This is a genomic window from Variovorax sp. GW823-FHT02B07, from assembly GCF_058797695.1.
The window spans coordinates 143,238-166,563 of record NZ_JBXAJX010000003.1; the positions used below are offsets into that span (position 1 = coordinate 143,238).

Here is a 23,326-nt window from a genome sequence, read left to right on the forward strand (position 1 = left end):
GCTACTTGCGGAAGAAGTCGCTCTGGCTCATGGCGCCCGCGCCGCCCATGCGCACCACGGTGACGCCGTTGGAATGCACGAGGCGCATCTGGCCGAGTTCGCGCTCCAGGCGCTGGGTGAAACTGCTCTTGTACTGCAGCACCGACTCGCCCATCTTCAGCACGCTGGTGCCCGTGACGGTGGCGCTCTTGCGGTCGGTGGCCACCTCGATGCTGTCGATGTGGTAGTCGTACTCGATGGTGAGGATGCCGCCCATGCGGTCGCCGACGGTGCGGAACAGCTCGATGTTCTCCTTCACCGTGTCGCAGGCTTCGTCGCGGTTCTGGGTGGTCTCGAGGGTGCGGCCCATGGCCGTGACCTTGCTCTCGATCACCGCCTTGCGGCTGAGCTGCTTGCAGATCGCCTCGGCGTCGCGCGAGTACACGGCGTGGGCGTCCTTCCGGTAGTAGTCGCGCACCATCGCCTCGTCGAGCTTGCGGCCGCCGACAAAGAAGAACCACGCGCCCACGCAGAGCGCGATCACGATCGCAATTTGCTTCATTCCCACCCCCGCGCGCACGCGGTCCCGCTCCGTTTTGCGGCGCAGTATACGTTGCCGAATGTTTCCAAACGGCGGCGCGGCGGGGGTTCTCAGTGCTTCAGCCAGCGCGGTAGAAGATGTAGTCGGCCTGGTACTTCACGACCTGTTTCTGGCCCATGTTCGTGGCGCCACAGGCGGCGGCGGGGGCCACGCCGCCCTGCGTGGCGACGCGCTGGATGTAACTCACGCCCTGCATGGCGCCCATGCCGGTGGCGGGGTTGGCCTTCACCAATTGGTGGGGAATGTTGCCGGTGCCGTTCGGCGCCACCGCCACCTGCGTGGCCGTGACCTTCGAGCCGTCCGCGTTCTCCCAGGTGGCGGGCGGGCCGTAGTACTTGCCGACCTGCTTGCCGGCGCGGTCCATCAGCTTGGCGTCGGGGCCGACGAAGACCCACTCGTGCGCGCCCGGCGTGTTGGCCTTGGCGCGGCATTCGTAGGTGATGTCGCCGGCGCCCACGGTTTCCATGGCCACGCGGTGGCCGGCGGGCACCTTCACGGCATCGGGCAGGCTGGCCTGCGAGAACATCGGCAGGGGCTTGGCGCCCATGCCGGAACAGGCGGCCAGGCCAAGCGCCGCTGCAATGGTGGAAGCCAGGACGGTCAGGGTGCGGATGTGCATGGTCGTTTCCTCGGTGTGTGTTTGATCGGTGGTGAAAGAGAAAGAGCCGCCGTCTGGAGTTCTGCATCTCGACGCCCCCTGCCCCGTGTACGCAGCCCGGCGGCCAATGGATTCAGGCGGGCCGCGCTGAATCCGCCGCCCCGGCCGGGCCGTACCTCGGACATGCGCACCGATGCCCCACAATCCGCCGATGACCGCACCCAGCCCCGACGCCGAACTGATGGCGCTGATCGACCGGATCGGCCATCGCGACGAAGCCGCCCTGCGACAGCTGTACGACCGCACCGCGCCCCGCCTCATGGGGCTGGCGATGCGGGTGGTGCGCCAGCGCGAGTGGGCCGAAGACGTGCTGCAGGAGTCCTTCCTCACCATCTGGCGCGTGGCCGGCGACTACCGCGCCTCGCTGAGTCCGCCGCTGGCCTGGCTGGGGCTCATCGTGCGCAGCCGCTCGCTCGACCTGCTGCGCCGCCGCACCGCCGACCGCGCCCAGCTCACGCAGGAATTCGACGAGCTGATGGCCGACACCTTCGAATCCGACACGCCCAACCCGGCCGACATGGCCGATGCGAGCGAGCAGGCCTGGGCACTGCACCAGTGCCTGAGCCAGCTCGAGGGCCGCCAGCGCGAGGTGGTCAGCCTGGCCTACCTGCGCGAGATGAGCCACGGCGAGCTGGCCGAACAGCTCAAGCTGCCGCTGGGCACCGTAAAGACCTGGATCCGGCGCGGGCTCGAGAAGCTGCGCACCTGCATGGGCCGCTTCGCCTGATCACGAGACCCGCCCCATGAACCTCCTTGCCCACCCCGAACTGCTCGAACTGCTGGCCGCCAGCCATGCGCTGGGCACGCTGCGCGGCGGCGCCCGCCGCCGCTTCGAAACCCTGGCGCGCGAGCAGGCGCCCGTGCGCGCCGCCGCGCTGGTCTGGCAGGGCCGGCTGGCCGGCATGACCGAACTGCAGCAGCCCGTCACGCCCGACCCGGCCGTCTGGACCCGCATCCGCAACCTGATCGACGCCGAGCAGGCGCAGCAGGCCCTCGAGCGGCAGCGCGACAAGGCCGCGCCCATTGCGTCTGCATCGACCGGCGGCTGGCTGCGCAGCCTCGCGCTGTGGCGCGGCGCCGCCGCGGCCGGTGCGCTCGTGGCCGTGCTGGCCGTGGGCGTGGGCCTGAACCTGCGCGAGCAGCTGATCAACGCGCCCGCCGTGCAGTACGTGGCCGTGCTGTCCGACGACAAGGCCGCCGCCTCCATGCTCGTGACCTTCGACCCGAAGAAGAAGCAGCTCGTGCTGCAGCGCGTGGGCAGCTTCCGCGAAGGCGCCGACAAGTCGCTGCAGCTGTGGGCCCTGCCGCCCGGCGGCGCGCCGCGCTCGCTCGGCGTGCTGGACAATGCACCGGCGCTGCGGCTGGCCGCCTCGGAATCCGATGTGCGCGTGCCGGCGCTGGCGATCAGCCTGGAGCCCAAGGGCGGCGTGCCGAGCGCGGGCGGCCCGACCGGGCCGGTGCTGTTCCATGGGCCGCTGATCGAAAAAACGCTCTGACCCTGTCCTGAATTCCCTGTCTCCTGTCCGTTCGATGCCTTCGATGAAATCCGTCCGCGCGGCGGCGCTGCTTCTTGCAGCCGCCCTCACCTTCACTGCCCAGGCCCAGGCTCAAACCGCAGCCGCCGCCTTCCCCTACGAAGCCGACGGCGCCACGGCCGCCGACACCGCCTCCGCCTACCTCGCCGCCAAGGCCCGCTGGCACAACGAACTGGCCGCCTTCGCGCGCGCCGACCAGGAGCGCTTTCCGCAACCCGGCGGCGTGGTGTTCGTGGGCAGCTCCACGGTGCGCATGTGGACGCGCCTGTCGCAGGACTTTTCCCGCGTGCCGGGCGGCATCGTCAACCGCGGCTTCGGCGGCTCGACGCTGGCCGACTGCGCCCTGTTCGCGCGCGACCTCGTGGTGCGCTACAAGCCCCGGCAGGTGGTGCTCTATGCGGGCGACAACGACCTGGCCGAGGGCCGCACGCCGCTGCAGGTGCTCGACAGCTTCGCGCGCTTTGCCAACACGGTGCGCGCCGAGCTGCCCGACGCGCGCATCAGCTTCATCTCGGTCAAGCCCAGCCCGTCGCGCGAGCAGCTCATGCCGCAGATCCGCGAGACCAACCACGTGATCTCGGCCTACCTGAACCTGCTGCCCAACAGCGAGTACATCGACATCCACACGCCGATGCTCGGCGCGGATGGCCGCCCGCGCCCCGAGCTGTTCCGCGGCGACCGGCTGCACCTGACGGACGAGGGCTACCGGCTGTGGCAGTCGGTGGTGGCGCCGCACCTGCCGATGCCGCCTGCGGTACAGCCCTGAACGGACCTCCCGCTGTCCGATGGCATGAAGCGGCGCGATTCAGTCGCGAGACACCGCGGAACCGGCTTTGCCGGGCTGCAGGTGTCGCCCCCGGTAGGGGGTAGGAGAAGCGACACGAAGTGCGCGAAGCCTGGGGGCGAGTTCTTTCACGCCGGCGCAGGCTCCGAAGGCACATCGTCCGCCGGCGGCGGCACGTCGGCGCCGCGCGTGAAGCGCGCCACGAAGTACATCCCCGCGAACACCGCCGCCAGCAGCAGGCCGTCGCCCCACCAGGGCCGCGCCATCTGGTTGTCGCCGTAGAAGGCCAGCACCAGCAGCACCGCCACGAGGTGCGCGCAGAACACCGGCAGCGAGGCCGAGCCCATGGCCTCGAGCCAGTGCAGGCGCGGGATCTTGCGCATGAGCCAGGGCCCGAAGCGCACCGCCAGGATGCCCAGCGCCACCAGGTTCACGATCCGCAGCGGGCCGAGCTGCCACTTGTCGAACAGCAGGTTCATTTCCACGTCGCCGCCGAACGGCGCCTGGCCGTTGATGCCGGTGTGGCGCCAGTAGAAACCGTAGAGCGCAATGCCCGCCGCCAGCACCAGCAGCCAGGCCGGAAAGCGCAGCGGCCGGGCGTCGGGCGCGTTGCGGCTGGCGCCCAGGCACAGGCCGGCGAACCACAGGAACTGCCAGGCGTAGGTGTTGAAGGCGCCCATCTCGTGGAACGGCACCGGCACGCCGAGGTAGCGCACCGCCAGCCCGTAGACCCATTCGCTGAGCCCGAACTGCGCCATCGCCCAGACCGTGGCGCTGGCCACCATCACGAGCGTCCAGCCGTGGCGCATGGCGAAGGCCAGCACCCAGGGGCTCATGAGCATGAAGAAGATGTACATCGGCAGGATGTCCAGCAGCGGCGGCTCGTAGATCAGCAGCAGCCCGAACAGGAAGCCGTCGCGCGGCTCGGCCAGGTAGTACGACACGAGGTTCTTGACCGCCGGCTGGTCGATGTGCACGCCGAGCGCGGCGATCACGGTGAACAAAAACAGCAGGATCGCCGCCTGGCACAGGTAGACCTTGAGCACGCGCCGCCAGAAGGCCTGGCGCATCGAGTCGACCCCGCGCACGTGGCCGATGCGGCTGTAGACCAGCCCCGCCACGAAGGCCGACAGCAGCACGAAGCCCTCGGCGGCCGACACGAAGCCGAAAGGCTGACCCAGCGGATCGGTCAGCCGCGTGGGCAAGTGGGTGACGGTCATCAGCACGAGCATCAGCCCGCGCAAGGCGTCTATTTCCCAGTAGCGTTTCATTCGGTCGGCGGCGAGGTCTTGGTGGCGGTCTGCGCAGCGCACGCACGACGTCAGCGATTGTAAGAAGACCGGCGTACGTCGACCGAACACGCGCGTCAAACACGGACGGCCTATGACGCTTGGCACTCCCGGAGCGCCATGCAAATCGGCTACGCTGCGCGCTGCCTCAAGGTGGAGAACTCCGTGAACCGTTTCATTCCGACATTGCTACTGGCCGCCGGCGCGCTCGCGGCGGGCCCGGGCTTTGCACTTCAGATCACCAGCCTGACCCCGCAGGGCGAAGTGGCGCGCGTGCGCCAGGTCGTCGCCAAATTCGATCAGGCGGCGGTCAACTTCGGCGACCCCAAGGCGCCCGCGCCGCTCACCGTGAGCTGCTCGGACGCGCAGGCCGGCAAGGGCACCGGCCGCTGGACCGACGCCAAGGCCTGGGTCTACGACTTCGAGAACGACCTGCCGCCCGGCGTGCGCTGCTCGGTCACCCGCATTCCCACCTTCAAGCCCGCCGGCGGCGGCGAGCTGACCGGCCCCGAACGCTATCAATTCAATAGCGGCGGCCCGTTCGTGCGCAACTACATGCCGGGCACCTACGCCCGCATCGACGAACAGCAGATGTTCGTGCTCGAGCTCAACGGCGCGGCCACGATCGACAGCGTGCGCCAGAACGTCTGGTGCGCGGCCGACGGCGTCGGCGAACGCATTCCGGCCAAGCTGCTCGAGGGCGAGGCGCGCACCGAGCTGCTCAAGGCCTTCCACCGTGAGAAGGAAGCCGCCAAAGACCCGCTGCGCTTCATCACGATGCAGTGCAACCGCACGCTCACGCCGGGCGCCAAGGTGCAGGTCGTCTACGGCAAGGGCGTGGCCACGCCGTCGGGCGTCGCCAACAACGTGGAACGCCGTTTCGACTACCAGGTGCGCGAGCCCTTCGCCGTGTCCTTCACCTGCGAGCGCGAGAACGCGCAGGCCGCCTGCCTGCCGCTGCGCCCGATGCAGCTGCAGTTCAATGCACCGGTGACGCGCAAGGTGGCGTCGCAGATCGTGCTCAAGGGCGACGGCAAGACGATCAAGGCCACGCTCGAAAGCGGCGGCGGCTCGCAGAACGACGACGACGTGGTCAACAGCGCGAGCTTCGGCCCGCCGCTGGCCGAGAGCACGCAGTTCAGCGTCGAGCTGCCTTCCGGCTTCCAGGACGCCTCGGGCCGCGCGCTGGGCACGCCCGGCAGCTTTCCGCTGAAGGTGGCGACCGGCGCGATGCCGCCGCTGGCCAAGTTCGCGGCCTCGCCCTTCGGCGTGATCGAGCGCCTGGCCGAGCCCGGCACGCCGGCCATGATGCCGGTCACCGTGCGCCGCGTGGAGCCGCAGCTGATGGTGCAGGCGCTCACGCCCGGCAAGGTGAGCGACCTCAACCCCAAGACCGACGCCGAGATCATCGCGTGGTACCGCAAGGTGCGCCGCTACGACAGCTACACGGTCAGCCGCGACACCGCGCGCCGCGACGTGAAGGGCGCCCTGCCCCCGGTGATCGACAAGAACGAACGCTCGCACGTGCAGACGCGCATGGTGTCGCTGCTCGGCGGCCAGCCCGGCGTGAAGGCCCTGGACATGCCCAAGGCCGAGAGCGGCGACCCGCGCCCCTTCGAAGTGGTCGGCATCCCGCTGACGCCGGGCTTCCACGTGCTGGAGATCGCCTCGCAGAAACTCGGCGAAGCCCTGCTCGACGAGCGCTACAACGCCGGGCGCACGATGTACGTGCGCACCACCGCGCTGGCCACCAACCTGGCCGTGCACTTCAAGCTGGGCCGCGAAAACTCGATGGCCTGGGTCACCACGCTCGACAAGGGCAAGGTGGTGGCGGGCGCCGAGGTGCGCGTGTCCAGCTGCGACGGCAAGGCCGTGGCCACCGGCACCACCGACGCCAGCGGCATCGTGATGCTCAACGGCGTGTCGCCCGATGCCCCCAGCTGCAACGGCCCGAACGAGTACGAGACCAGCGCCTGGTTCGTGAGCGCGCGCGCCAAGGACGACAAGGGCGTGGAAGACCTCGCCTTCACCTGGAGCGACTGGCAGCGCGGCATCGAGCCCTGGCGCTTCAACGTGCCCACCAGCCTGGACGTGCGCCCCGACGGCATCGCCCACACCATCTTCGACCGCACGCTGCTGCGCGCCGGCGAGACGGTGTCGATGAAAAGCCTGCTGCGCACGCAGACCAGCAAGGGCTTCGGCCTGCCGGCAGACCGGCCCGACACGCTGGTCGTCACCCACATGGGCAGCGGCCAGCGCTTCACCCAGCCGCTGGCCTGGCGCAAGACCGCCACCGGCGGCCTGAGCGCCGAGAACAGCTTTGCCATTCCGCCGGCCGCCAAGCTCGGCGTGTACCAGGTCGAGCTGCGCAACGGCGACAAGGACGGTGAGAGCAGCGACGAGGGCTACAACCGCAGCTTCTCCACCGGCATCTTCCGCGTCGAGGAGTTCCGCCTGCCCGTGCTCGAAGGCCGCATCGCGCCCACCGAGAAGAAGCCGCTGGTGGCCGCCACGAGCGTGCCCACCGACGTGCAGATCAACTACGTGGCCGGCGGCGGCGCCGCCAACCTGCCGGTGCGCGTGTCGGCCATGGTGCGCGGCAAGGGCCTGAGCTTTTCCGACTACGACGCCTTCAGCTTCAACCCGCCGCGCGCCGCCGGCGACGGCAGCGAAGCCGCCACCGCCGCCGACACGAGCGCCGGCGAGGAAGACCTCAACAGCGTGAACGACACCCGCGTGATCGCCGACAAGCTGCCGCTCACGCTGAACAAGGACGGCGCCGGCAAGGTCACGATCGACAAGGTGCCCAAGGTGAAGGCCGCGCGCGAGCTGCTGCTCGAAGCCACCTACGCCGACCCGAACGGCGAGGTGCAGACCATTCGCAGCACGCAGACGCTGTGGCCCGCGTCGGTCATCGCCGGCATCAAGACCGAGGGCTGGGTCTCCACCAGCCAGAAGCTCAAGTTCCAGGCGCTCGCGCTCGACCTCACGGGCAAGCCCCAGGCCGGCGTGACGCTCAACGTGCGCGCCGTGGCGCGCATCACCACCACCAGCCGTAAGCGCATGGTGGGCGGCTTCTACACCTACGACAACAAGACCGAGACCAAGGACATCGGCACCGTCTGCTCCGGCAAGAGCGATTCGCGCGGCCTGCTGCTGTGCGAGTCGGAGCTGAAGGAGGCCGGCGAGGTCGAGCTGGTGGCCAGCGCCACCGACAGCGACGGCCGCAGCGCCAGCGCCGTGAGCTCGGTCTACGTGACCAAGCAGGGCGAACTGTGGTTCGGCGGCGAGGACAACGACCGCATCGACGTGCTGCCCGAAAAGAAGAGCTACCAGCCCGGCGAGGTCGCCAAGTTCCAGGTGCGCAGCCCCTTCCGCTTTGCCACCGCGCTGGTGGCCGTGGAGCGCGAAGGCATCATCGAAACGCACGTGGTGCAGCTGGACGGCAAGGACCCGACGGTCAGCCTGCAGGTCAAGCCCGAGTGGGGCCCGAACGCCTACGTGAGCGTGCTCGCGCTGCGCGGGCGCCTGCGCGAAGTGCCGTGGTACAGCTTCTTCACCTGGGGCTTCAAGGCACCGCGCGAGTGGTGGACCGCCTTCTGGTACGAGGGCAAGGAATACGTCGCGCCCACCGCGATGGTCGACCTGAGCAAGCCCGCCTACCGCCTGGGCATGGCCGAGATCCGCGTCGGCACGCGCGCGCACCAGATCGACGTGACCGTCACCAGCGACAAGCCCAGCTACCCGATCCGCAGCAAGGCGCAGGTCACCATCACCGCCAAGCTGCCCGACGGCAAGCCGGCCGCCGGCGCCGAAGTGGCGCTGGCCGCGGTCGACCAAGCCCTGCTGGAGCTCATGCCCAACGACAGCTGGAACCTGCTCAACGCGATGCTGCAGCGGCGCAGCTGGGGCGTGAGCACCTCCACCGCGCAGATGGAAATCGTCGGCCGGCGCCATTACGGGCGCAAGGCCGTGCCCGCGGGCGGCGGCGGCGGCAAGGGCCAGACGCGCGAGCTGCTCGACACCCTGCTCGTGTGGAACCCGAAGATCGTGCTCGACGCCAACGGCCAGGCCGTGGTGACGGTGCCGCTGAACGACGCGCTCACCACCTTCAAGATCGTGGCCGTGGCCGATGCGGGCACCAGCCTGTTCGGCACCGGCCAGGCCAGTATCCAGGCCACGCAAGATTTGCAGATCATCAGCGGCCTGCCGCCGCTGGTGCGCGAGGACGACCAGTTCCGCGCGCAGATCACCTTGCGCAACACCACGCAGAAGCCGATGAAGGTGGAAGCCACGCCGCGCGCCACGCTGCTCACGCTCGAAACGCAGACCGTCGACATTCCCGCCGGCGAATCGCGCGAGGTGGCCTGGAACGTGACCGCGCCCGCCCAGCTCGCGCAGACGCGCGCCGAAGCCATCCTGTGGGAGATCGAGGCGAAAGACACGGTCGGTGGCGCGCGCGACGCGCTCAAGGTGCGCCAGCGCATCGTGCCCGCCGTGCCGCTCACGGTGCAGCAGGCCACGCTGGTGCAGGTCGACGGGCCGTTCACCCTCGACGTGGCACCGCCCGCCGACGCCCTGCCCGGCCGCGGCGGCCTGAAGATGTCGCTGCAGCCCAAGCTGGCCGAAGGCCTGCCGGGCGTGCGCGACTGGTTCGCCAACTACCCCTTCAGCTGCCTCGAGCAGAAGACCAGCAAGGCGGTCGGCCTGCGCGACGCGAAGATGTGGCAGGGCGTGCTGGCCACGTTGCCCACCTACCTGGACAGCGACGGCCTCGCCAGCTACTTCCCGCCGCGCGACGGCGAAGCCAACCGCGGCAGCGACATCCTCACGTCGTACCTGCTCGCGGCCACGCACGAAGCGGCGCAGCTCAACCCGGCCTTCGCGCTCGCCGACGACGCGCGCGCACCGATGGAATCGGGCCTGATCGCGTTCGTCGAAGGCCGCGTCACGCGCGAGTTCTGGAGCCCGCGCAAGGACCTGGACGTGCGCAAGCTCGCCGCGCTCGAAGCCTTGTCGCGCTACGGCAAGGCCAAGGGCAGCATGCTCGGCAGCATCACCATCGCGCCGAACCAATGGCCCACCAGCGCGGTGATCGACTGGGTCAACATCTTGAAGCGCGTGAACGACGTGCCGCAGCGCCAGCAGCGCCTGGACGAAGCCAACAACGTGCTGAAGGCGCGCCTGTCGTACCAGGGCACCAAGCTCATCTTCAGCACCGAGCAGGACGACTACTGGTGGTGGCTCATGACCAACGGCGACGTCAACACCGCGCGCCTGCTGCTCACGGTGATGGACGACCCGGCCTGGAAGGACGACATCGGCAAGCTCGCCAACGGCTTCATCGGCCGCCAGCAGAACGGCGCCTGGCACACCACCACCGCCAACCTGTGGGGCGGGCTGGCGCTGGAGAAGTTCAGCAAGGTGTTCGAGAGCACGCCGGTGGCCGGCATCACCGCCGCCACGCTGGGCGCGGTGAAGGCGCAGGTCGACTGGAGCAAGGTCGAGCGCGTGAAGGCCAGCGACGCGACCGGCACCCCGAACCAGACCACCATGTTCGGCGCCCCCGCCTCGCCGGGCAACCTGCGCAACAACACGATGTTCCTGCCCTGGTCCGCATCGCCCACGGGTGCGCCCGTGCGCGACACGCTGCTGGTGACGCAGCAGGGCACCGGCAAGCCGTGGCTCACGCTGCAGTCGCTGGCCGCCGTGCAGTTGAAGGCGCCGTTCGCGGCGGGCTACACGCTGAAGAAGACCGTCACGCCGGTCGAGCAGGCCGTGGCCGGCAAGTACACGCGCGGCGACGTGCTGCGCGTGAGCATCGAGGTCAACGCCAGCGCCGACATGACCTGGGTCGTGATCACCGACCCGGTCCCGGGCGGCGCCACCATCCTGGGCAGCGGCCTGGGCCGCGACTCGCAGATCGCCACGCAGGGCGAGAAGAAGTCGGGCAGCGGCTGGCCAGCGTTCGAGGAACGCAGCTTCGAGGCCTTCCGCAGCTACTACGAGTACCTGCCCAAGGGCGTCGTGAAGATGGAATACACCGTGCGCCTGAACAACGTCGGCGACTTCGCGCTGCCGCCCAGCCGCGTAGAAGCGATGTACGCGCCCGAGATGTTCGGCGAGACGCCGAATGCGCGGGTGAAGGTGGAGGCGGCGAAGTAACGGGGCACCTCACGGTGAAGGCGGGCCGTCATCCCGCCTTCACCGCGCCTCGTCACCATCGCGGCGAACCTACAACCTGGAGGACCCCATGGGCCTGGCCATTTGCGTCGGCATCCTCGCCGACCTGATCGAGAACGATCCCGAGGGCGCCGAACACTTCGAGGCAGATTTCGCCGCCGCGAACCGCAAGCTCGCCGAAGCCGGCCTGCCGCCGCACGTGGAACCCCGCAGCCTGCCGCCGCTCGAATCCCGCGCGCCGCTGGACGGCCTGCCCTACTCGTTCATCCACTACCTGCGCCGCGCCTACGCACACCGCGTGACGACGCCCGGATGGATGGCCACACCGCTGCCGGAAGACACCGATCCCACGGAAGACGAGACGCTCGAAGACGTGGCCGGCATGTTCGAAAGCCATCTGCTGTGCCACTCCGACGCGGAAGGCTTCTACCTGCCGGTCGACTTCGACGAAGTGATCTTTGCCGAGGAAGACGAGACCGACCTGCCCGGCGGCATGCTCGGCTCGTCGTACCGGTTGCTCGAAGAACTGGTGCTGGTCGCCCCCGCGCTCGGCATCACGCTCTCGGACGGCGAGCTGTCGGACGAGGAAGCCGCGCGGCTCAGCGACAGCATGGGCGAGGACGAAGGCCTTTACCGCGAGATCGAATCGTGGCTGCTGCTGTACGAATCGGCGCGGCTGAGCATCGCGCACAAGACGGCGATCGTTTTCACCTGAGGGCGATGCGGCTGATCGATCGGCTGTAAGGTCCGCAGACCATGTTCGAGACCACCATCCACTGGGTCCGCGACATACAGCCGCATCGGCTGGGCCTGATGGCACGTCCGCGCGGCGGCGACCTGCTGCGCGCCGAGGTGGCGTCCTGGCAGCGTGCATCGCTGGACATGGTGGTCTCCCTGCTCGAGGCACAGGAAATCAGGGCACTTGAACTCCGGGAAGAGCCTGCGCTGTGCGCCGAACATGGGATCGTGTTCCGGCATTTCCCGATTCCGGACCGAGGCCTGCCGGCATCGCAGCAGGACGCGGCGGCCTTCATTGCCGAACTGGGCGCCGAACTGGCGAGCGGAAAGGCCATCGCCATCCACTGCCGCGCCGGCATCGGCCGCACGGGCCTCATCGCGGGCAGCCTGCTGCACGGGCTCGGCGTTCCGCGCCAGAACATCTTCCACCTGCTGAGCCGCTCGCGGGGCGTCGACATGCCTGACACACCGGAGCAGGCGGAATGGGTCGCGCAGTACATCCTCGGCACCCACCGCCCACCGCCCCCATGAAGAAGTCGATCCGCATCGGCCGCGCGCCGGTCGATCCGCAGGCACCGTCGGAAGGCGGGCACGACGGATCGCTCTCGTGCCCCAAGCCCTGGGACGCACTCGAAGCCACCGCCACGCCCGGCATCCGGTATTGCAGCGACTGCGGCAAGAACGTGTTCCAGGTGAACACCACCGAAGAGGTGCGCGAGGCCGCCCTGCTGGAGCGCTGCATCGCGGTCGCGGACGACAGCGCCCATGCCCGCGCACACGACAGCGCAACGAACACACACGACACCCGCCCCATGACGCCTCCAAACCGCATTCACTTCGCCGGCAACCCCTGGCCCGAAGGCCATCCCGTCAAGGAGTTCCGCTGGACAGCGTCCGTGAGGAACAACGAGGTGTGGTTCGACCTGCACCTGCGCAGCGAAGACTACGACGCCGAGCGCGAGATCGACGAGCCGGAAGACGAGGACATCGATTACCCCTCCGACTGGGACGCGCCCGGGGTCTGGACCAACTACCACCGCTGCACGCTGTCGTCGACCGCCTGGGGCGACGGCGGCGGCTTCGCGGTCTGCGCACTGTCCGACTTCAGCTTGGCGCACATCGACGGGCTCGAGGTCAGCATCGACCTGCCGCCGCCTGAAGACATGGAAGACAACGTCTTTCACATCTACCTGCTCGGACACGACGCCGCGGCCCACCACCGCATCCGCTTCGACCGCATCGCGGGCACCGACCGCTTCGACATCACGTGGACCGGAAAGATCGCGCTGGCCTACGCGGGCGACTACACCTACAAGTACGACTTCAGCGCGCGGCTGCACGATGTCAAAGTACCGCGCATTCCCGCATGAACGCTGCCGTCCATTCCCATGAAGCGCCTGCTCGAAATCCGCACCTACCGCCTCAAGCCCGCCACCCTCGACGACTTCCACCGCGCGATGCATGAACGCGCGGTGCCCATGCTGCGCAGCAAGGGCATGGACGTGGTGAGCTACGGCCGGTCGGACCACGAGGAAGAAAGCTACCACCTCGTGCGCGCCTACGCGAGCCGCGAGGCGCTGGAGGCCGAGCAGGCGGCGTTCTATGGTTCCACCGAATGGCGCGAGGGCCCGCGCAGCGCGCTGGTCGACCGCATCGAGACCTACCTGAACACGCTGCTGTGGCTCTCGCCGGAGGGCGTCGACAGCCTGCGCGCGCTCAACGAACCAGCGCGTTGAACATCGGTCGACGACGCACGGTGCGCGGGCCTACACTGCGCCTCCCGCCATCCCCCCAACTCACTGGAGAAACGCATGAACACCCAGGAAATCGCCGCCAAGCTCGTGGCGCTGTGCAAAGCAGGGACATTCGATGAAGCCCAGGCGCTCTACGCGCCCGAGGCCGTCAGCGTCGAGGCCAGCGCGCCGCCCGGCATGTCGCGCGAGTCGGTGGGCCTGTCGGCCATCCGCGCCAAGGGCGAATGGTGGGTCGCCAACCACGAGGTGCACTCGTTCCAGGTGGCCGGCCCCTGGCCGCACGACGACCGCTTCATCGTTGGTTTTCGCTTCGACGTGACCATGAAGCCCACGGGCCAGCGCTTCACGATGGAAGAGATGGCGCTGTACACCGTCAAGGACGGCAAGATCGTGCGCGAAGAGTTCTTCTACGACGGCGACTGAGCCCGGGCAGGCGCGCTCCGCGACCGGATCGCCCGTCTGCTTCACCATTGTTGACGATTGAATCGTTCTCTCCATGGCAACGCCAATGGGCACCTCCCGCCTTCTGAACTAACGTCGAAACCGGCGCCTGCACGGGCTGTCAGGCAGGCGCACCGGCGTTCATTCACAGAGGGAGGAAATCATGGTCACAGGACTCCACGTCACGCAACAACGCTCGTTCACCAACCCGGCGGACTACGAGGCTTTCTCGCTGATCCGCGTGCACAACCAGCGGCTCGCGCCGCTGGGCGGGCGCAACGCCTGGGTGGTGCTGAAGACGAACGCCGGCAAGCGCTGCTGCCGCATGATCCGGGGCATCGGCCGCGACCCGGGCTTCCCCGAAGACGGCATCGAGATCGACTACGAAACCCGGCTCGCGCTGCAGATTCCCAAGAGCAGCATCAACATGCAGGGCTTTCACGGCTGCGCGATGGAAATCCGCCGGGCCACCGCGCTGGAGGTGCTGCGTGCGCACTGGGACCACCCCGATCCCGCCTACCGCATCCCGCTGCAGATCAGCCTCGTGAGCTTCGTGCTGGGGGTGATCGGGCTGGGGCTGGGTGTCCTGAGCCTGAAATAGCCTTTCCCCGGCGGGTGCTGCGCAAGAAAACGCGATTTCGCTAGACTGGCCGCGCGGCCCTTGCGCCGCGCCTGACCGGAGCATTCGCCATGTGCCGCAGCATCAAGACCCTCTACAACTTCGAGCCCCCTGCCACCGAGCAGGAGATCCGCGCCGCCGCCCTGCAGTTCGTGCGCAAGCTCAGTGGCTTCAGCGTGCCCTCGCGCGCCAACGAGCAGGCCTTCGAGCGCGCCGTGGACGAGGTGGCCGCCACGGCCGCGCGGTTGATCGAATCGCTGGTGACCACGGCCGAGCCGCGCGACCGTGCCATCGAGGCCGAGCGCGCCAAGGCGCGGTCCGCGCTGCGTTTCGGCGCACCGGCTTCGACCTCGGACGCATGAAAAAGACTTCGTTCCCGCGCTGAACGGCGCACCGCCCTTCCCTCTCTCCTTCCCTCTTTTAGGAACACCCATGCCCATCGAACTCTGGCTCGCCTTCGTCGCCGCTTCGGCGCTGCTGCTGATCATTCCGGGGCCGACCATCCTCACGGTGATCAGCTATTCGATGTCGCACGGCCGGCGCGCCAACGTGCCGCTGGTGGCCGCCGTGGCGCTGGGCGATTCGACCGCGCTGGTGGTGTCGCTGCTGGGGCTGGGCGCGCTGCTGGCCACCTCGGCCTTCTGGTTCACGGTGGTGAAGTGGGTCGGCGGCCTGTACCTGCTGTACCTGGGCATCAAGCTGCTGCGCGCGGGCATCTCGTCCACCGAGACCGCCGCGCCGGCCGCACCGGCCTCGCGCTGGCGCCTGTTCGCCAACACCTACCTGGTGACGGCGCTGAACCCCAAGGGCATCGTGTTCTTCGTGGCCTTCCTGCCGCAGTTCATCAGCCCGGGCGCCGACGTGTCGCAGCAGATGTGGGTGCTGGCCCTGACCTTCGTGGCGCTGGCGACGCTCAACGCCACGCTCTACGCGGTGTTCGCCAGCTCGGCCGGCCGGCTGCTCGCCTCGCCGCGCGCGCAGCGGCGCTTCCACCTGGCGGGCGGCTCGCTGCTGAGCGCGGCCGGCCTGTGGGCGCTGATGGCGCGCCGCGCCACCTGAGCACATCCACGCACACGAAAAAAAAGACCACGGGGCTGCGTGCCTCGCGGTCTTTTTCTTTGGGGGCCTTCGGCCCCGGCGTCAGTAGCGGTAGGGGTTGTTCGGCCGGCGGTCGTAGCGATTGGGCACGCCGTCGTTGTCGCGGTCACGGTCGTAGCGGTTGGGCACGCCGTCGCGGTCGCGGTCGTAGCCGTGGCCGCGCGGGGGCGGGCCCCGGTCGTAGGGCGCGACCACGCAACCAGCCAGGATGGCCGAAGCGGCCAGCAGAAGCGCGAGTGTTTTCGTCATGCGGAGTTCTCCTTGGGTGGGGCTGTACGGTCGGGCGCGCCTCCTGCGAGCCCGTACCGTATTGAAGCCCCGCTGCGTGCGCATCGGGTGTCCAGATGCAGGCGCTTGTGTGAAGTTCGTTACCGGATGTGGAACCTTTGCCTGCGCTTGAGCACGCCGTAGCGACGTGGCACGATCCCGCCGATGACCGCCACGCAGCCCCAGCCCTCCTTGCCCGACCTCGCACGGCTGCGCCGCGTGCGCGACCGCATCGACCGCGAGCACGCGCAGCCGCTGGACGTGGAAGCGCTCGCGCGCGACGCGAACATGTCGGCCGGGCACCTCAGCCGCCAGTTCCGCCTGGCCTATGGCGAGTCGCCCTACGCCTACCTGATGACGCGGCGCATCGAGCGCGCGATGGCGCTGCTGCGCCGCGGCGACCTGAGCGTGACCGAGGTCTGCTTCGAGGTCGGCTGCGCCTCGCTGGGCACCTTCACCACGCGCTTCACCGAGCTGGTGGGCGTGTCGCCCGGCGTCTACCGGCGCGAGGCGGCGCAGGCGACGGCGGGCATGCCGGCGTGCGTCGCCAAACAAGTGACGCGGCCGATCAGGAATCGAGAAGCGCGAAACCCCGCCTCGCACCTAGCATGACGGCCCGACACAACCACGGACCCTCGCCATCATGAATCTCAGCATCCATTCGAGCTTTCTTCCGCACACCGACCCGCAGGCCTCGCTCGCCTTCTACCGCGACACCCTCGGCTTCGAGGTGCGCAACGACGTCGCCTACGGCGGCATGCACTGGATCACGGTCGGCCCGGCCGGCCAGCCCGCCACCTCCATCGTGCTGTACCCGCCGGCCGCCACGCCCGGGCTCACCGACGACGAGCGCCGCACCATCGCCGAGATGATGGCCAAGGGCACCTTCGCCTCGCTGCTGCTGGCCACGCCCGACCTGGAAGGCACCTTCGAGCGGCTGCAGGCCCGCAACACCGAGATCGTGCAGGAACCCACCGACCAGCCCTACGGCGTGCGCGACTGCGCGGTGCGCGACCCGGCGGGCAACCTGATCCGCATCCAGCAGACACGCTGAGCCGGCCTCCGGCGCCGCAGCCCCCTGACCTCCTGCACGGGCGCCGCCGTCGTGGCGGCCCCGTGTCCCTTCCAGAGAAAGACCCGATGAGCAGCAAGGCCCCGAAGAAGGAAACAAAGAGCACGAAGGACGCGAACGGCAGGCACGCCGCCGACCACCACGACCTCATCCGCGTGCAGGGCGCGCGCGTGAACAACCTGAAGGACATCAGCGTCGAGCTGCCCAAGCGGCGGCTCACGGTGTTCACGGGCGTCTCGGGCTCGGGCAAGAGTTCGCTGGTGTTCGGCACCATCGCGGCCGAGTCACAGCGGCTCATCAACGAAACCTACAGCGCCTTCGTGCAGGGCTTCATGCCGACGTTGGCGCGGCCCGAGGTCGACGTGCTCGACGGCCTGACCACCGCGATCATCGTGGACCAGGAGCGCATGGGCGGCGACCCGCGCTCCACCGTCGGCACCGCGACCGACGCCAACGCGATGCTGCGCATTCTCTTCAGCCGCCTGGGCAAGCCGCACATCGGCTCGCCCAGCGCCTTCGCGTTCAACGTGCCCTCGGTGAAGGCCACCGGCGCCATCACGGTGGAGCGCGGCGCCAGCAAGACCGTGAAGCAGACCTTCAGCCGCACCGGCGGCATGTGCCCGCGCTGCGAAGGCCGGGGCGCGGTCACCGACTTCGACCTCACCGCCTTCTACGACGACAGCAAGTCGCTCAACGAAGGTGCGCTCACCATCCCGGGCTTCAGCATGGAAGGCTGGTACGGGCGCATCTTCAACGGCTGCGGCTTCTTCGACCCCGACAAGCCGATCCGCAAGTTCACGAAGAAGGAGCTCGACGCCCTGCTCCACAAGGAGCCGACCAAGATCAAGATCGACGGCATCAACCTCACCTACCAGGGCCTCATTCCGCAGGTGCAGAAGTCGTTCCTGGCCAAGGACGTCGAGGCGATGCAGCCGCACATCCGCGCCTTCGTGGAGCGGGCCGTGACCTTCACCACCTGCCCCGACTGCGGCGGCACGCGGCTGAGCGAGGCGGCGCGTTCGTCGCGCATCAAGAAGCTCAACATTGCCGAGGCCTGCGCGATGCAGATCAGCGACCTCGCCACGTGGGTCGGCGGCCTGAACGAGCCCTCGGTGGCGCCGCTGCTGGCCAAGCTGGCGCACACGCTCGATTCCTTCGTCGAGATCGGCCTCGGCTACCTCAGCCTCGACCGCCCCTCGGGCACGCTCTCGGGCGGCGAGGCGCAGCGCGTGAAGATGATCCGTCACCTGGGCTCCTCGCTCACCGACGTGACCTACGTCTTCGACGAGCCCACCATCGGCCTGCACCCGCACGACATCCAGCGCATGAACGAGCTGCTGCTGCGGCTGCGCGACAAGGGCAACACGGTGCTGGTGGTGGAACACAAGCCCGAGGCCATCGCCATCGCCGACCACGTCGTCGACCTCGGCCCCGGCGCGGGTTCGGCGGGCGGCACGGTCTGCTTCGAGGGCAGCGTGGAAGCGCTGCGCGCCAGCGGCACGCTCACGGGCCGGCACCTGGACGACCGGGCCGCGCTCAAGAAAAAGCTGCGCCAGCCCACCGGCGCGCTGCCGATCCGCGGCGCCAAGGCGCACAACCTGCGCAACGTCGATGTCGACATTCCGCTGGGCGTGCTGGTGGTCGTGACCGGCGTGGCGGGCTCGGGCAAGAGTTCGCTGGTGCACGGATCGATTCCCGCCGGCGCGGGCGTGGTGGCGGTCGACCAGGGCGCCATCCGCGGCTCGCGGCGCAGCAACCCAGCCACCTACACCGGCCTGCTCGACCCGATCCGCAACGCCTTCGCCAAGGCCAACGGTGTGAAGCCGGCGCTGTTCAGTGCCAACTCCGAGGGCGCCTGCCCCACCTGCAACGGCGCGGGCGTGATCTACACCGACCTGGCGATGATGGCCGGCGTGGCCACCATCTGCGAAGAGTGCGAGGGCAAGCGCTTCCACGCCTCGGTGCTCGAACACCGCTTCGGCGGGCGCGACATCAGCGAGGTGCTCGCGATGCCGGTGACCGAAGCCACGGCCTTCTTCGGCGAGGGCCCGGCGCGCACGCCGGCCGCGCACGCCATCCTGCAACGCCTGGCCGACGTGGGCCTGGGCTACCTGAGCCTGGGCCAGCCGCTCACCACGCTGTCGGGCGGCGAGCGACAGCGGCTCAAGCTGGCCACGCACATGGCCGAGAAGGGCGGCGTGTACGTGCTCGACGAGCCGACCACCGGCCTGCACCTGGCCGACGTGGCGCAGCTGCTGGCCCTGCTCGACCGGCTGGTGGATGCGGGCAAGTCGGTCATCGTCATCGAGCATCACCAGGCGGTGATGGCGCACGCCGACTGGATCATCGACCTGGGCCCCGGCGCCGGCCACGACGGCGGGCGCGTGGTCTTCGAGGGCACGCCGGCCGACCTGGTCGCCAAGCGCGCCACGCTCACAGGACAGCATCTCGCGGCGTACGTCGGCACCTGACGCGCCCGGGGACGAGCCCCGCAAGGCATGGCGGAGAATGGGCCGTCTCCGCTTTGCCTGCCGCCCCGCGGCCCCGTCTGCTGCGATGCCTCTTGCGTTCTCGTTTTCTTCCACCGCCCGGCACACCCTGGCCGTGGTCCTGCTGACGGCAGCCGCTGCACCCTCCGCCTGGGCGCTGGCCAGCTTCGAGGAGGTGAAGCGCGACTTCCGTTCCTCCGAGACCGCCGTGCTCGACCGCCAGGGAGAGCTGCTGCAGCGCGTGCGCACCGACCCCACGGTGCGGCGCGGCCAGTGGACCGCGCTGGCCGACGTGTCGCCCGCGCTGCGCGCGGCCATGGTGCTGAGCGAGGACAAGCGCTTCTACGAACACAGCGGCGTCGACTGGCGCGCCGCCTCGGCCGCGGCCTGGGGCAACCTGTGGAACACGCGCACGCGCGGCGCCTCGACCATCACCATGCAGCTGGCGGGCCTGCTCGACGACGACCTGCGCCGCGCGGCGGGCGGGCGCAGCTTCACGCAGAAGATCGGCCAGACCGTGGCCGCCACGCAGCTGGAGCGCCGCTGGCGCAAGGACCAGATCCTCGAGGCCTACCTGAACACGGTGCCCTTCCGCGGCGAGATCGTCGGCATCGACGCGCTCTCGCGCACGCTCTTCAGCAAGGCCCCGAGCGGGCTCGACGCGCGCGAGGCCGCCGTGGCCGCCGCGCTGGTGCGCGCGCCCAACGCCCGCCCCGCGCTGGTGGCGCAGCGCGCCTGCGAGGTGCTGCGCGTGATGGAGCCCGGCGCCAGGACCGACTGCGAGGCACTCGACATGTTCACCAGCGCGGTGGTGCAGCGGCGTGCGTTCGAGCCCAACGAAGGCATCGCGCAGCATGCCGCGCGGCGGGTGCTGCGCGAGCTGCGTGATGCCGGGGATGCAAAAGCCACCGCGCCCACCAGCGTGCGCACCACGCTGCGCGCGCCGCTGCAGCGCTACGCGCTCGACAGCCTGCAACGCCACCTGCGCGAACTGCGCGACCGCCACGTGGAAGACGGCGCGCTCGTGGTGCTCGACAACGCAAGCGGCGAGGTGCTGGCCTGGGTCGGCTCCTCGGGCCCGCTGAGCCAGGCCGCCGAGGTCGACGGCGTGACCGCGCTGCGCCAGCCCGGCTCCACGCTCAAGCCGCTGCTGTACGCGCAGGCCCTGGCCGAAAAGCGCATCACGGCGGCCTCGCTCATCGAAGACTCGTCGGCGCAGATCAGCACCGCCAGCGGCCTCTACATTCCGCAGAACTACGACCGCCGCTTCAAGGGCCCGGTGTCGGCGCGCACCGCGCTGGCCGCCTCGCTCAACGTGCCGGCCGTGCGCACGCTGGTGATGGTGTCGCCCGAGGCCTTCGCGCGCGAACTGCGCGCCGCCGGCCTGCCGCTGCGCGAGAGCGGCGACTACTACGGCTACAGCCTGGCGCTGGGCAGCGCCGAGGTGTCGCTGCTGTCGCTGACCAATGCCTACCGCATGATGGCCAACGGCGGACGCTTCGGCGCGACCACGCTCACGCCGCGCCCGCCTGTGCCGGCTGGCAAGGCGAAGCCCGCAGAGGCCGCGCCGCTGCTCGACCCGCGCGCCGCCTTCATCGTCAGCGACATCCTCTCCGACCCGAACGCGCGCACGCGCACCTTCGGCCTGGACAGCATCCTCTCGACCCGCTTCTGGACCGCCGTGAAGACCGGCACCAGCAAAGACATGCGCGACAACTGGGCCGTGGGCTGGTCGCAGCGCTACACGGTCGGCGTGTGGGTCGGCAACGCCAGCGGCGCCTCGATGTGGGACGTGAGCGGCACCAGCGGCGCCGCGCCCGTGTGGGCCGAGGTGATGCGCTTCCTGCACGCGCGCGAACCCAGCCGCGCGCCCGCGCCGCCCGCCGGGCTGGTCGAGGCGCGCGTGAGCTTCGGCCCGGGCGCCGACGGCAGCCCGCTCGAAGCGGCGCGCAGCGAATGGTTCTTGCAGGGCACCGAGCAGCCGCTGTTCGCGCTCGACACCGGCATGGCGAGCGACGCCGCCTCGGCGCGCATCACGGCGCCGGCCGACGGCACGATCCTGGCGCTCGACCCCGACATTCCACCGCAGCGCCAGCGCGTGCGTTTCGAGTCCGAAGGGCGCGGCGTGCAGTGGCGCATCGACGGCAAGTTCCACGCGCGCGGCAACAGCGCGCAGTGGCTGCCGTGGCCCGGGCGGCACCTGATCGAGCTGGTGGACGCCAGCGGCAAGGTGGTCGACCAGCGCCGGGTCGAGGTGCGCGGCGCGGGCGTGGTGGCGGCGAAGGGCGCGCGCCGATGAACGCGCCGACGAGTGCGCCGACGAACGCGACGCTGTCCATGCCCCGCTGGCTGTCGCTGTGCCTGGGCCTGCTGCTGTTGGTGCTGTGCCTGGCCGGCCCGCGTACCGCGCAGGCCAAGCCCGTGCCGGTGCCGCCGATGAGCTCGCGCGTGGTCGACCTCGCGCAGGCGCTGCCGCCCGGCGAGGCCGAGGCGCTGCGCGCGCAGATCGCCGACATCCAGGGCCGCACCCAGGCCCAGCTCGCCGTGCTCATCGTGCCGACCACGGGCGAGGACACCATCGAGAGCTACGCCACGCGCGTCTTCGCGAAGTGGCGGCTGGGCCGCAGCGACGCCGACGACGGCATCCTGCTGCTCGTGGCGCAGAAAGACCGCCGCATGCGCATCGAGGTCGGCACCGGGCTCGAAGGCACGGTGACCGACATCCAGGCGGCCCGCATCATCGACCGCGAGATGGCACCGCGCTTTCGCGAGGGCGACTTCGCCGGCGGCGTGCAGGCGGCCGTGGGCGCGCTCGCGCGGCTGCTCGACGGCGAGGTGGGCGTTGTCGCGCCCGAGTCGCAGCAGATCGTCGTGGACCGCGCCGCCGCACCCGACGAAGAGAAAGTCACCAGCCTGACGAGCGGCGGCCACGTCACGCCCGAGGGCTGGGGCCTGATGGGCGTGGTGCTGTGGGGCCTAGGCCTGGGCATCTGGCACGGCCGCGGCGTCCCGCGCGACACGACGCGCGGCAGCTCGGCCTCGCGGCGTGCCGAAGAGAAACAACGCAAGGGCCAGCGCAAGGGCAGCGCGCGCCCCGAACCCTGGGCCGACGCCCTGGCGGCGATCGAGCCCGAACCGGCGCGTGCGCGTCCTGCCCCGCGCGACCTGCGCCTGATGCTCGGCCTGCTCGGGGCCGGCCCGCTGGCGGCCGGCGCGGCGCTGCTGAATCCGGCCATCGCGCTGGTGCTGGCGATGCCGGCGATCTTCGGCTACGGCCTGGGCTTTCTCTGCGGCATGTCGCGCACGGCCGCCATCTTCATGGGCGGCTTCGTGCTCGTGATCGCGTCGCTGGTCGCCATCGCGTGGACGGTCGGCGCCGACCGCTTCTGGTGGGGCTTCCTGTGGGCGCTGTGCCTCGGCGGCGTGACGCTGTTCGCGGTGATCATCGTGCGCTGCATGGTCAACACCTTCCAGCGCAGCGTGGTCAGCTTCCTCGTCCGGCTGGTCATCGTGGCGGGCATCTGCGGCTACGTGTTCCACATCACCTCGCCCGGCCCGGTGCCGGACACCTCGTGGATTCCCATCGCGCTGGCGGCGTTCTTCTCGATGCTGATCGGCTTCCTGCCGCCCGGCGTCTGGGAATCGGGCAGCAGCGACGACGACGACAGCGGCTGGAGCAGCAGTTCATCATCGTCTTCCTCGTCGTCGTCCTCCTCCTCGGACAGCGGCGGTTCGAGCAGCGGCGGCGGCGCCTCGGGCAGCTGGTAAAGCGGGCGGCCGGACACCCGCCGCGCCGCCTTCATGCCCCTCCCGCCGACC

21 protein-coding genes are annotated in these 23,326 nt (G+C 69.8%); 17 read left to right on the plus strand and 4 right to left on the minus strand.

Features of this window, described 5'->3' with window-relative positions; all coding sequences use genetic code 11:
* Position 1 precedes the first annotated feature (1 nt).
* On the minus strand, positions 2–541 hold the full coding sequence (locus tag AC1RGU_RS18405; protein WP_307586602.1) for a hypothetical protein: 540 nt from the start codon (positions 539–541) through the stop codon (positions 2–4).
* Positions 542–638: 97 nt separating this feature from the next.
* Complete coding sequence (locus AC1RGU_RS18410; protein WP_492697235.1) at positions 639–1,199, minus strand: DUF3455 domain-containing protein; 561 nt, start codon at positions 1,197–1,199, stop codon at positions 639–641.
* Positions 1,200–1,389: 190 nt separating this feature from the next.
* Between AC1RGU_RS18410 and AC1RGU_RS18415 the strand changes: the two genes are divergently transcribed.
* The 3 genes from AC1RGU_RS18415 to AC1RGU_RS18425 are packed head-to-tail and all read left to right on the plus strand — an operon-like array spanning position 1,390 to position 3,539.
* Complete coding sequence (locus AC1RGU_RS18415) at positions 1,390–1,965, plus strand: RNA polymerase sigma factor (RefSeq protein ID WP_235944176.1); 576 nt, start codon at positions 1,390–1,392, stop codon at positions 1,963–1,965.
* Positions 1,966–1,981: 16 nt separating this feature from the next.
* The gene (locus AC1RGU_RS18420) at positions 1,982–2,734 is read left to right on the plus strand and encodes an anti-sigma factor (RefSeq protein ID WP_492697237.1); all 753 of its coding nucleotides are present in this window, start codon (positions 1,982–1,984) and stop codon (positions 2,732–2,734) included.
* Between the two features lie 43 nt (positions 2,735–2,777).
* Positions 2,778–3,539, plus strand: coding sequence for an SGNH/GDSL hydrolase family protein (locus tag AC1RGU_RS18425; RefSeq protein WP_492697239.1), 762 nt, complete (start codon positions 2,778–2,780; stop codon positions 3,537–3,539).
* 146 nt (positions 3,540–3,685) lie between these two features.
* Here the strand turns inward: AC1RGU_RS18425 and opgC are convergent, their stop codons facing one another.
* The gene (gene opgC / locus AC1RGU_RS18430; RefSeq protein WP_492697241.1) at positions 3,686–4,828 is read right to left on the minus strand and encodes an OpgC domain-containing protein; all 1,143 of its coding nucleotides are present in this window, start codon (positions 4,826–4,828) and stop codon (positions 3,686–3,688) included.
* A 183-nt stretch (positions 4,829–5,011) separates the two neighbouring features.
* Here opgC and AC1RGU_RS18435 point away from each other — a divergent pair, with 183 nt between their 5' ends.
* The 9 genes from AC1RGU_RS18435 (at position 5,012) to AC1RGU_RS18475 (ending at position 15,640) form a co-directional block, all read left to right on the plus strand.
* Positions 5,012–11,011 carry an alpha-2-macroglobulin family protein gene (locus AC1RGU_RS18435; RefSeq protein WP_492697731.1) on the plus strand — a complete coding sequence of 2,000 codons (6,000 nt, stop codon included), beginning with the start codon at positions 5,012–5,014 and terminating at the stop codon, positions 11,009–11,011.
* An 88-nt stretch (positions 11,012–11,099) separates the two neighbouring features.
* Positions 11,100–11,744: a putative DNA-mimic protein gene (locus AC1RGU_RS18440; RefSeq protein WP_492697243.1), complete on the plus strand. Its 645-nt coding sequence runs from the start codon at positions 11,100–11,102 to the stop codon at positions 11,742–11,744.
* Positions 11,745–11,785: 41 nt separating this feature from the next.
* The gene (locus AC1RGU_RS18445) at positions 11,786–12,298 is read left to right on the plus strand and encodes a phosphatase domain-containing putative toxin (RefSeq protein WP_492697245.1); all 513 of its coding nucleotides are present in this window, start codon (positions 11,786–11,788) and stop codon (positions 12,296–12,298) included.
* Positions 12,295–13,137 carry a hypothetical protein gene (locus tag AC1RGU_RS18450; RefSeq protein ID WP_492697247.1) on the plus strand — a complete coding sequence of 281 codons (843 nt, stop codon included), beginning with the start codon at positions 12,295–12,297 and terminating at the stop codon, positions 13,135–13,137. The genes AC1RGU_RS18445 and AC1RGU_RS18450 overlap by 4 nt, the downstream gene beginning before the upstream one ends.
* A gap of 18 nt (positions 13,138–13,155) precedes the next feature.
* Positions 13,156–13,503, plus strand: coding sequence for an NIPSNAP family protein (locus AC1RGU_RS18455; protein ID WP_492697249.1), 348 nt, complete (start codon positions 13,156–13,158; stop codon positions 13,501–13,503).
* Between the two features lie 75 nt (positions 13,504–13,578).
* Positions 13,579–13,944, plus strand: coding sequence for a nuclear transport factor 2 family protein (locus tag AC1RGU_RS18460; protein ID WP_062474347.1), 366 nt, complete (start codon positions 13,579–13,581; stop codon positions 13,942–13,944).
* Between the two features lie 181 nt (positions 13,945–14,125).
* The gene (locus tag AC1RGU_RS18465; RefSeq protein ID WP_062474348.1) at positions 14,126–14,563 is read left to right on the plus strand and encodes a hypothetical protein; all 438 of its coding nucleotides are present in this window, start codon (positions 14,126–14,128) and stop codon (positions 14,561–14,563) included.
* 89 nt (positions 14,564–14,652) lie between these two features.
* Complete coding sequence (locus AC1RGU_RS18470) at positions 14,653–14,943, plus strand: DUF2277 domain-containing protein (RefSeq protein ID WP_070062202.1); 291 nt, start codon at positions 14,653–14,655, stop codon at positions 14,941–14,943.
* A gap of 70 nt (positions 14,944–15,013) precedes the next feature.
* Positions 15,014–15,640 (plus strand): LysE family translocator, encoded by a 627-nt coding sequence (locus AC1RGU_RS18475; protein ID WP_492697252.1) that lies wholly within the window; start codon positions 15,014–15,016, stop codon positions 15,638–15,640.
* A gap of 81 nt (positions 15,641–15,721) precedes the next feature.
* Here the strand turns inward: AC1RGU_RS18475 and AC1RGU_RS18480 are convergent, their stop codons facing one another.
* Positions 15,722–15,928, minus strand: coding sequence for a hypothetical protein (locus tag AC1RGU_RS18480; protein ID WP_062474353.1), 207 nt, complete (start codon positions 15,926–15,928; stop codon positions 15,722–15,724).
* Between the two features lie 183 nt (positions 15,929–16,111).
* Here AC1RGU_RS18480 and AC1RGU_RS18485 point away from each other — a divergent pair, with 183 nt between their 5' ends.
* The 5 genes from AC1RGU_RS18485 to AC1RGU_RS18505 all read left to right on the plus strand — a co-directional run bounded on the left by AC1RGU_RS18485 (position 16,112) and on the right by AC1RGU_RS18505 (position 23,275).
* Positions 16,112–16,558 (plus strand): helix-turn-helix transcriptional regulator, encoded by a 447-nt coding sequence (locus AC1RGU_RS18485; protein WP_159273156.1) that lies wholly within the window; start codon positions 16,112–16,114, stop codon positions 16,556–16,558.
* Positions 16,559–16,589: 31 nt separating this feature from the next.
* Positions 16,590–17,000 (plus strand): VOC family protein, encoded by a 411-nt coding sequence (locus tag AC1RGU_RS18490; RefSeq protein WP_390341833.1) that lies wholly within the window; start codon positions 16,590–16,592, stop codon positions 16,998–17,000.
* 86 nt (positions 17,001–17,086) lie between these two features.
* Complete coding sequence (locus AC1RGU_RS18495) at positions 17,087–19,489, plus strand: ATP-binding cassette domain-containing protein (protein WP_492697255.1); 2,403 nt, start codon at positions 17,087–17,089, stop codon at positions 19,487–19,489.
* Between the two features lie 85 nt (positions 19,490–19,574).
* Positions 19,575–21,806: a penicillin-binding protein 1C gene (gene pbpC / locus AC1RGU_RS18500; RefSeq protein WP_492697257.1), complete on the plus strand. Its 2,232-nt coding sequence runs from the start codon at positions 19,575–19,577 to the stop codon at positions 21,804–21,806.
* Positions 21,803–23,275, plus strand: coding sequence for a TPM domain-containing protein (locus AC1RGU_RS18505; protein ID WP_492740803.1), 1,473 nt, complete (start codon positions 21,803–21,805; stop codon positions 23,273–23,275). Before pbpC ends, AC1RGU_RS18505 begins: the two co-directional genes overlap by 4 nt.
* Positions 23,276–23,326: the final 51 nt, after the last annotated feature.

Excerpts from the sequence above, each read along its gene's own strand:
- AC1RGU_RS18420 (WP_492697237.1), top strand. The coding sequence starts at position 1,982 with ATGAACCTCCTTGCCCACCCCGAACTGCTCGAACTGCTGGCCGCCAGC.
- AC1RGU_RS18485 (WP_159273156.1), top strand. The coding sequence starts at position 16,112 with ATGACCGCCACGCAGCCCCAGCCCTCCTTGCCCGACCTCGCACGGCTG.
- opgC (WP_492697241.1), bottom strand. The coding sequence starts at position 4,828 with ATGAAACGCTACTGGGAAATAGACGCCTTGCGCGGGCTGATGCTCGTG.
- AC1RGU_RS18415 (WP_235944176.1), top strand. The coding sequence starts at position 1,390 with ATGACCGCACCCAGCCCCGACGCCGAACTGATGGCGCTGATCGACCGG.
- AC1RGU_RS18410 (WP_492697235.1), bottom strand. The coding sequence starts at position 1,199 with ATGCACATCCGCACCCTGACCGTCCTGGCTTCCACCATTGCAGCGGCG.
- AC1RGU_RS18505 (WP_492740803.1), top strand. The coding sequence starts at position 21,803 with ATGAACGCGCCGACGAGTGCGCCGACGAACGCGACGCTGTCCATGCCC.
- pbpC (WP_492697257.1), top strand. The coding sequence starts at position 19,575 with ATGCCTCTTGCGTTCTCGTTTTCTTCCACCGCCCGGCACACCCTGGCC.
- AC1RGU_RS18405 (WP_307586602.1), bottom strand. The coding sequence starts at position 541 with ATGAAGCAAATTGCGATCGTGATCGCGCTCTGCGTGGGCGCGTGGTTC.
- AC1RGU_RS18470 (WP_070062202.1), top strand. The coding sequence starts at position 14,653 with ATGTGCCGCAGCATCAAGACCCTCTACAACTTCGAGCCCCCTGCCACC.
- AC1RGU_RS18445 (WP_492697245.1), top strand. The coding sequence starts at position 11,786 with ATGTTCGAGACCACCATCCACTGGGTCCGCGACATACAGCCGCATCGG.
- AC1RGU_RS18440 (WP_492697243.1), top strand. The coding sequence starts at position 11,100 with ATGGGCCTGGCCATTTGCGTCGGCATCCTCGCCGACCTGATCGAGAAC.
- AC1RGU_RS18490 (WP_390341833.1), top strand. The coding sequence starts at position 16,590 with ATGAATCTCAGCATCCATTCGAGCTTTCTTCCGCACACCGACCCGCAG.
- AC1RGU_RS18455 (WP_492697249.1), top strand. The coding sequence starts at position 13,156 with ATGAAGCGCCTGCTCGAAATCCGCACCTACCGCCTCAAGCCCGCCACC.
- AC1RGU_RS18425 (WP_492697239.1), top strand. The coding sequence starts at position 2,778 with ATGAAATCCGTCCGCGCGGCGGCGCTGCTTCTTGCAGCCGCCCTCACC.
- AC1RGU_RS18475 (WP_492697252.1), top strand. The coding sequence starts at position 15,014 with ATGCCCATCGAACTCTGGCTCGCCTTCGTCGCCGCTTCGGCGCTGCTG.
- AC1RGU_RS18465 (WP_062474348.1), top strand. The coding sequence starts at position 14,126 with ATGGTCACAGGACTCCACGTCACGCAACAACGCTCGTTCACCAACCCG.
- AC1RGU_RS18460 (WP_062474347.1), top strand. The coding sequence starts at position 13,579 with ATGAACACCCAGGAAATCGCCGCCAAGCTCGTGGCGCTGTGCAAAGCA.
- AC1RGU_RS18450 (WP_492697247.1), top strand. The coding sequence starts at position 12,295 with ATGAAGAAGTCGATCCGCATCGGCCGCGCGCCGGTCGATCCGCAGGCA.
- AC1RGU_RS18480 (WP_062474353.1), bottom strand. The coding sequence starts at position 15,928 with ATGACGAAAACACTCGCGCTTCTGCTGGCCGCTTCGGCCATCCTGGCT.
- AC1RGU_RS18495 (WP_492697255.1), top strand. The coding sequence starts at position 17,087 with ATGAGCAGCAAGGCCCCGAAGAAGGAAACAAAGAGCACGAAGGACGCG.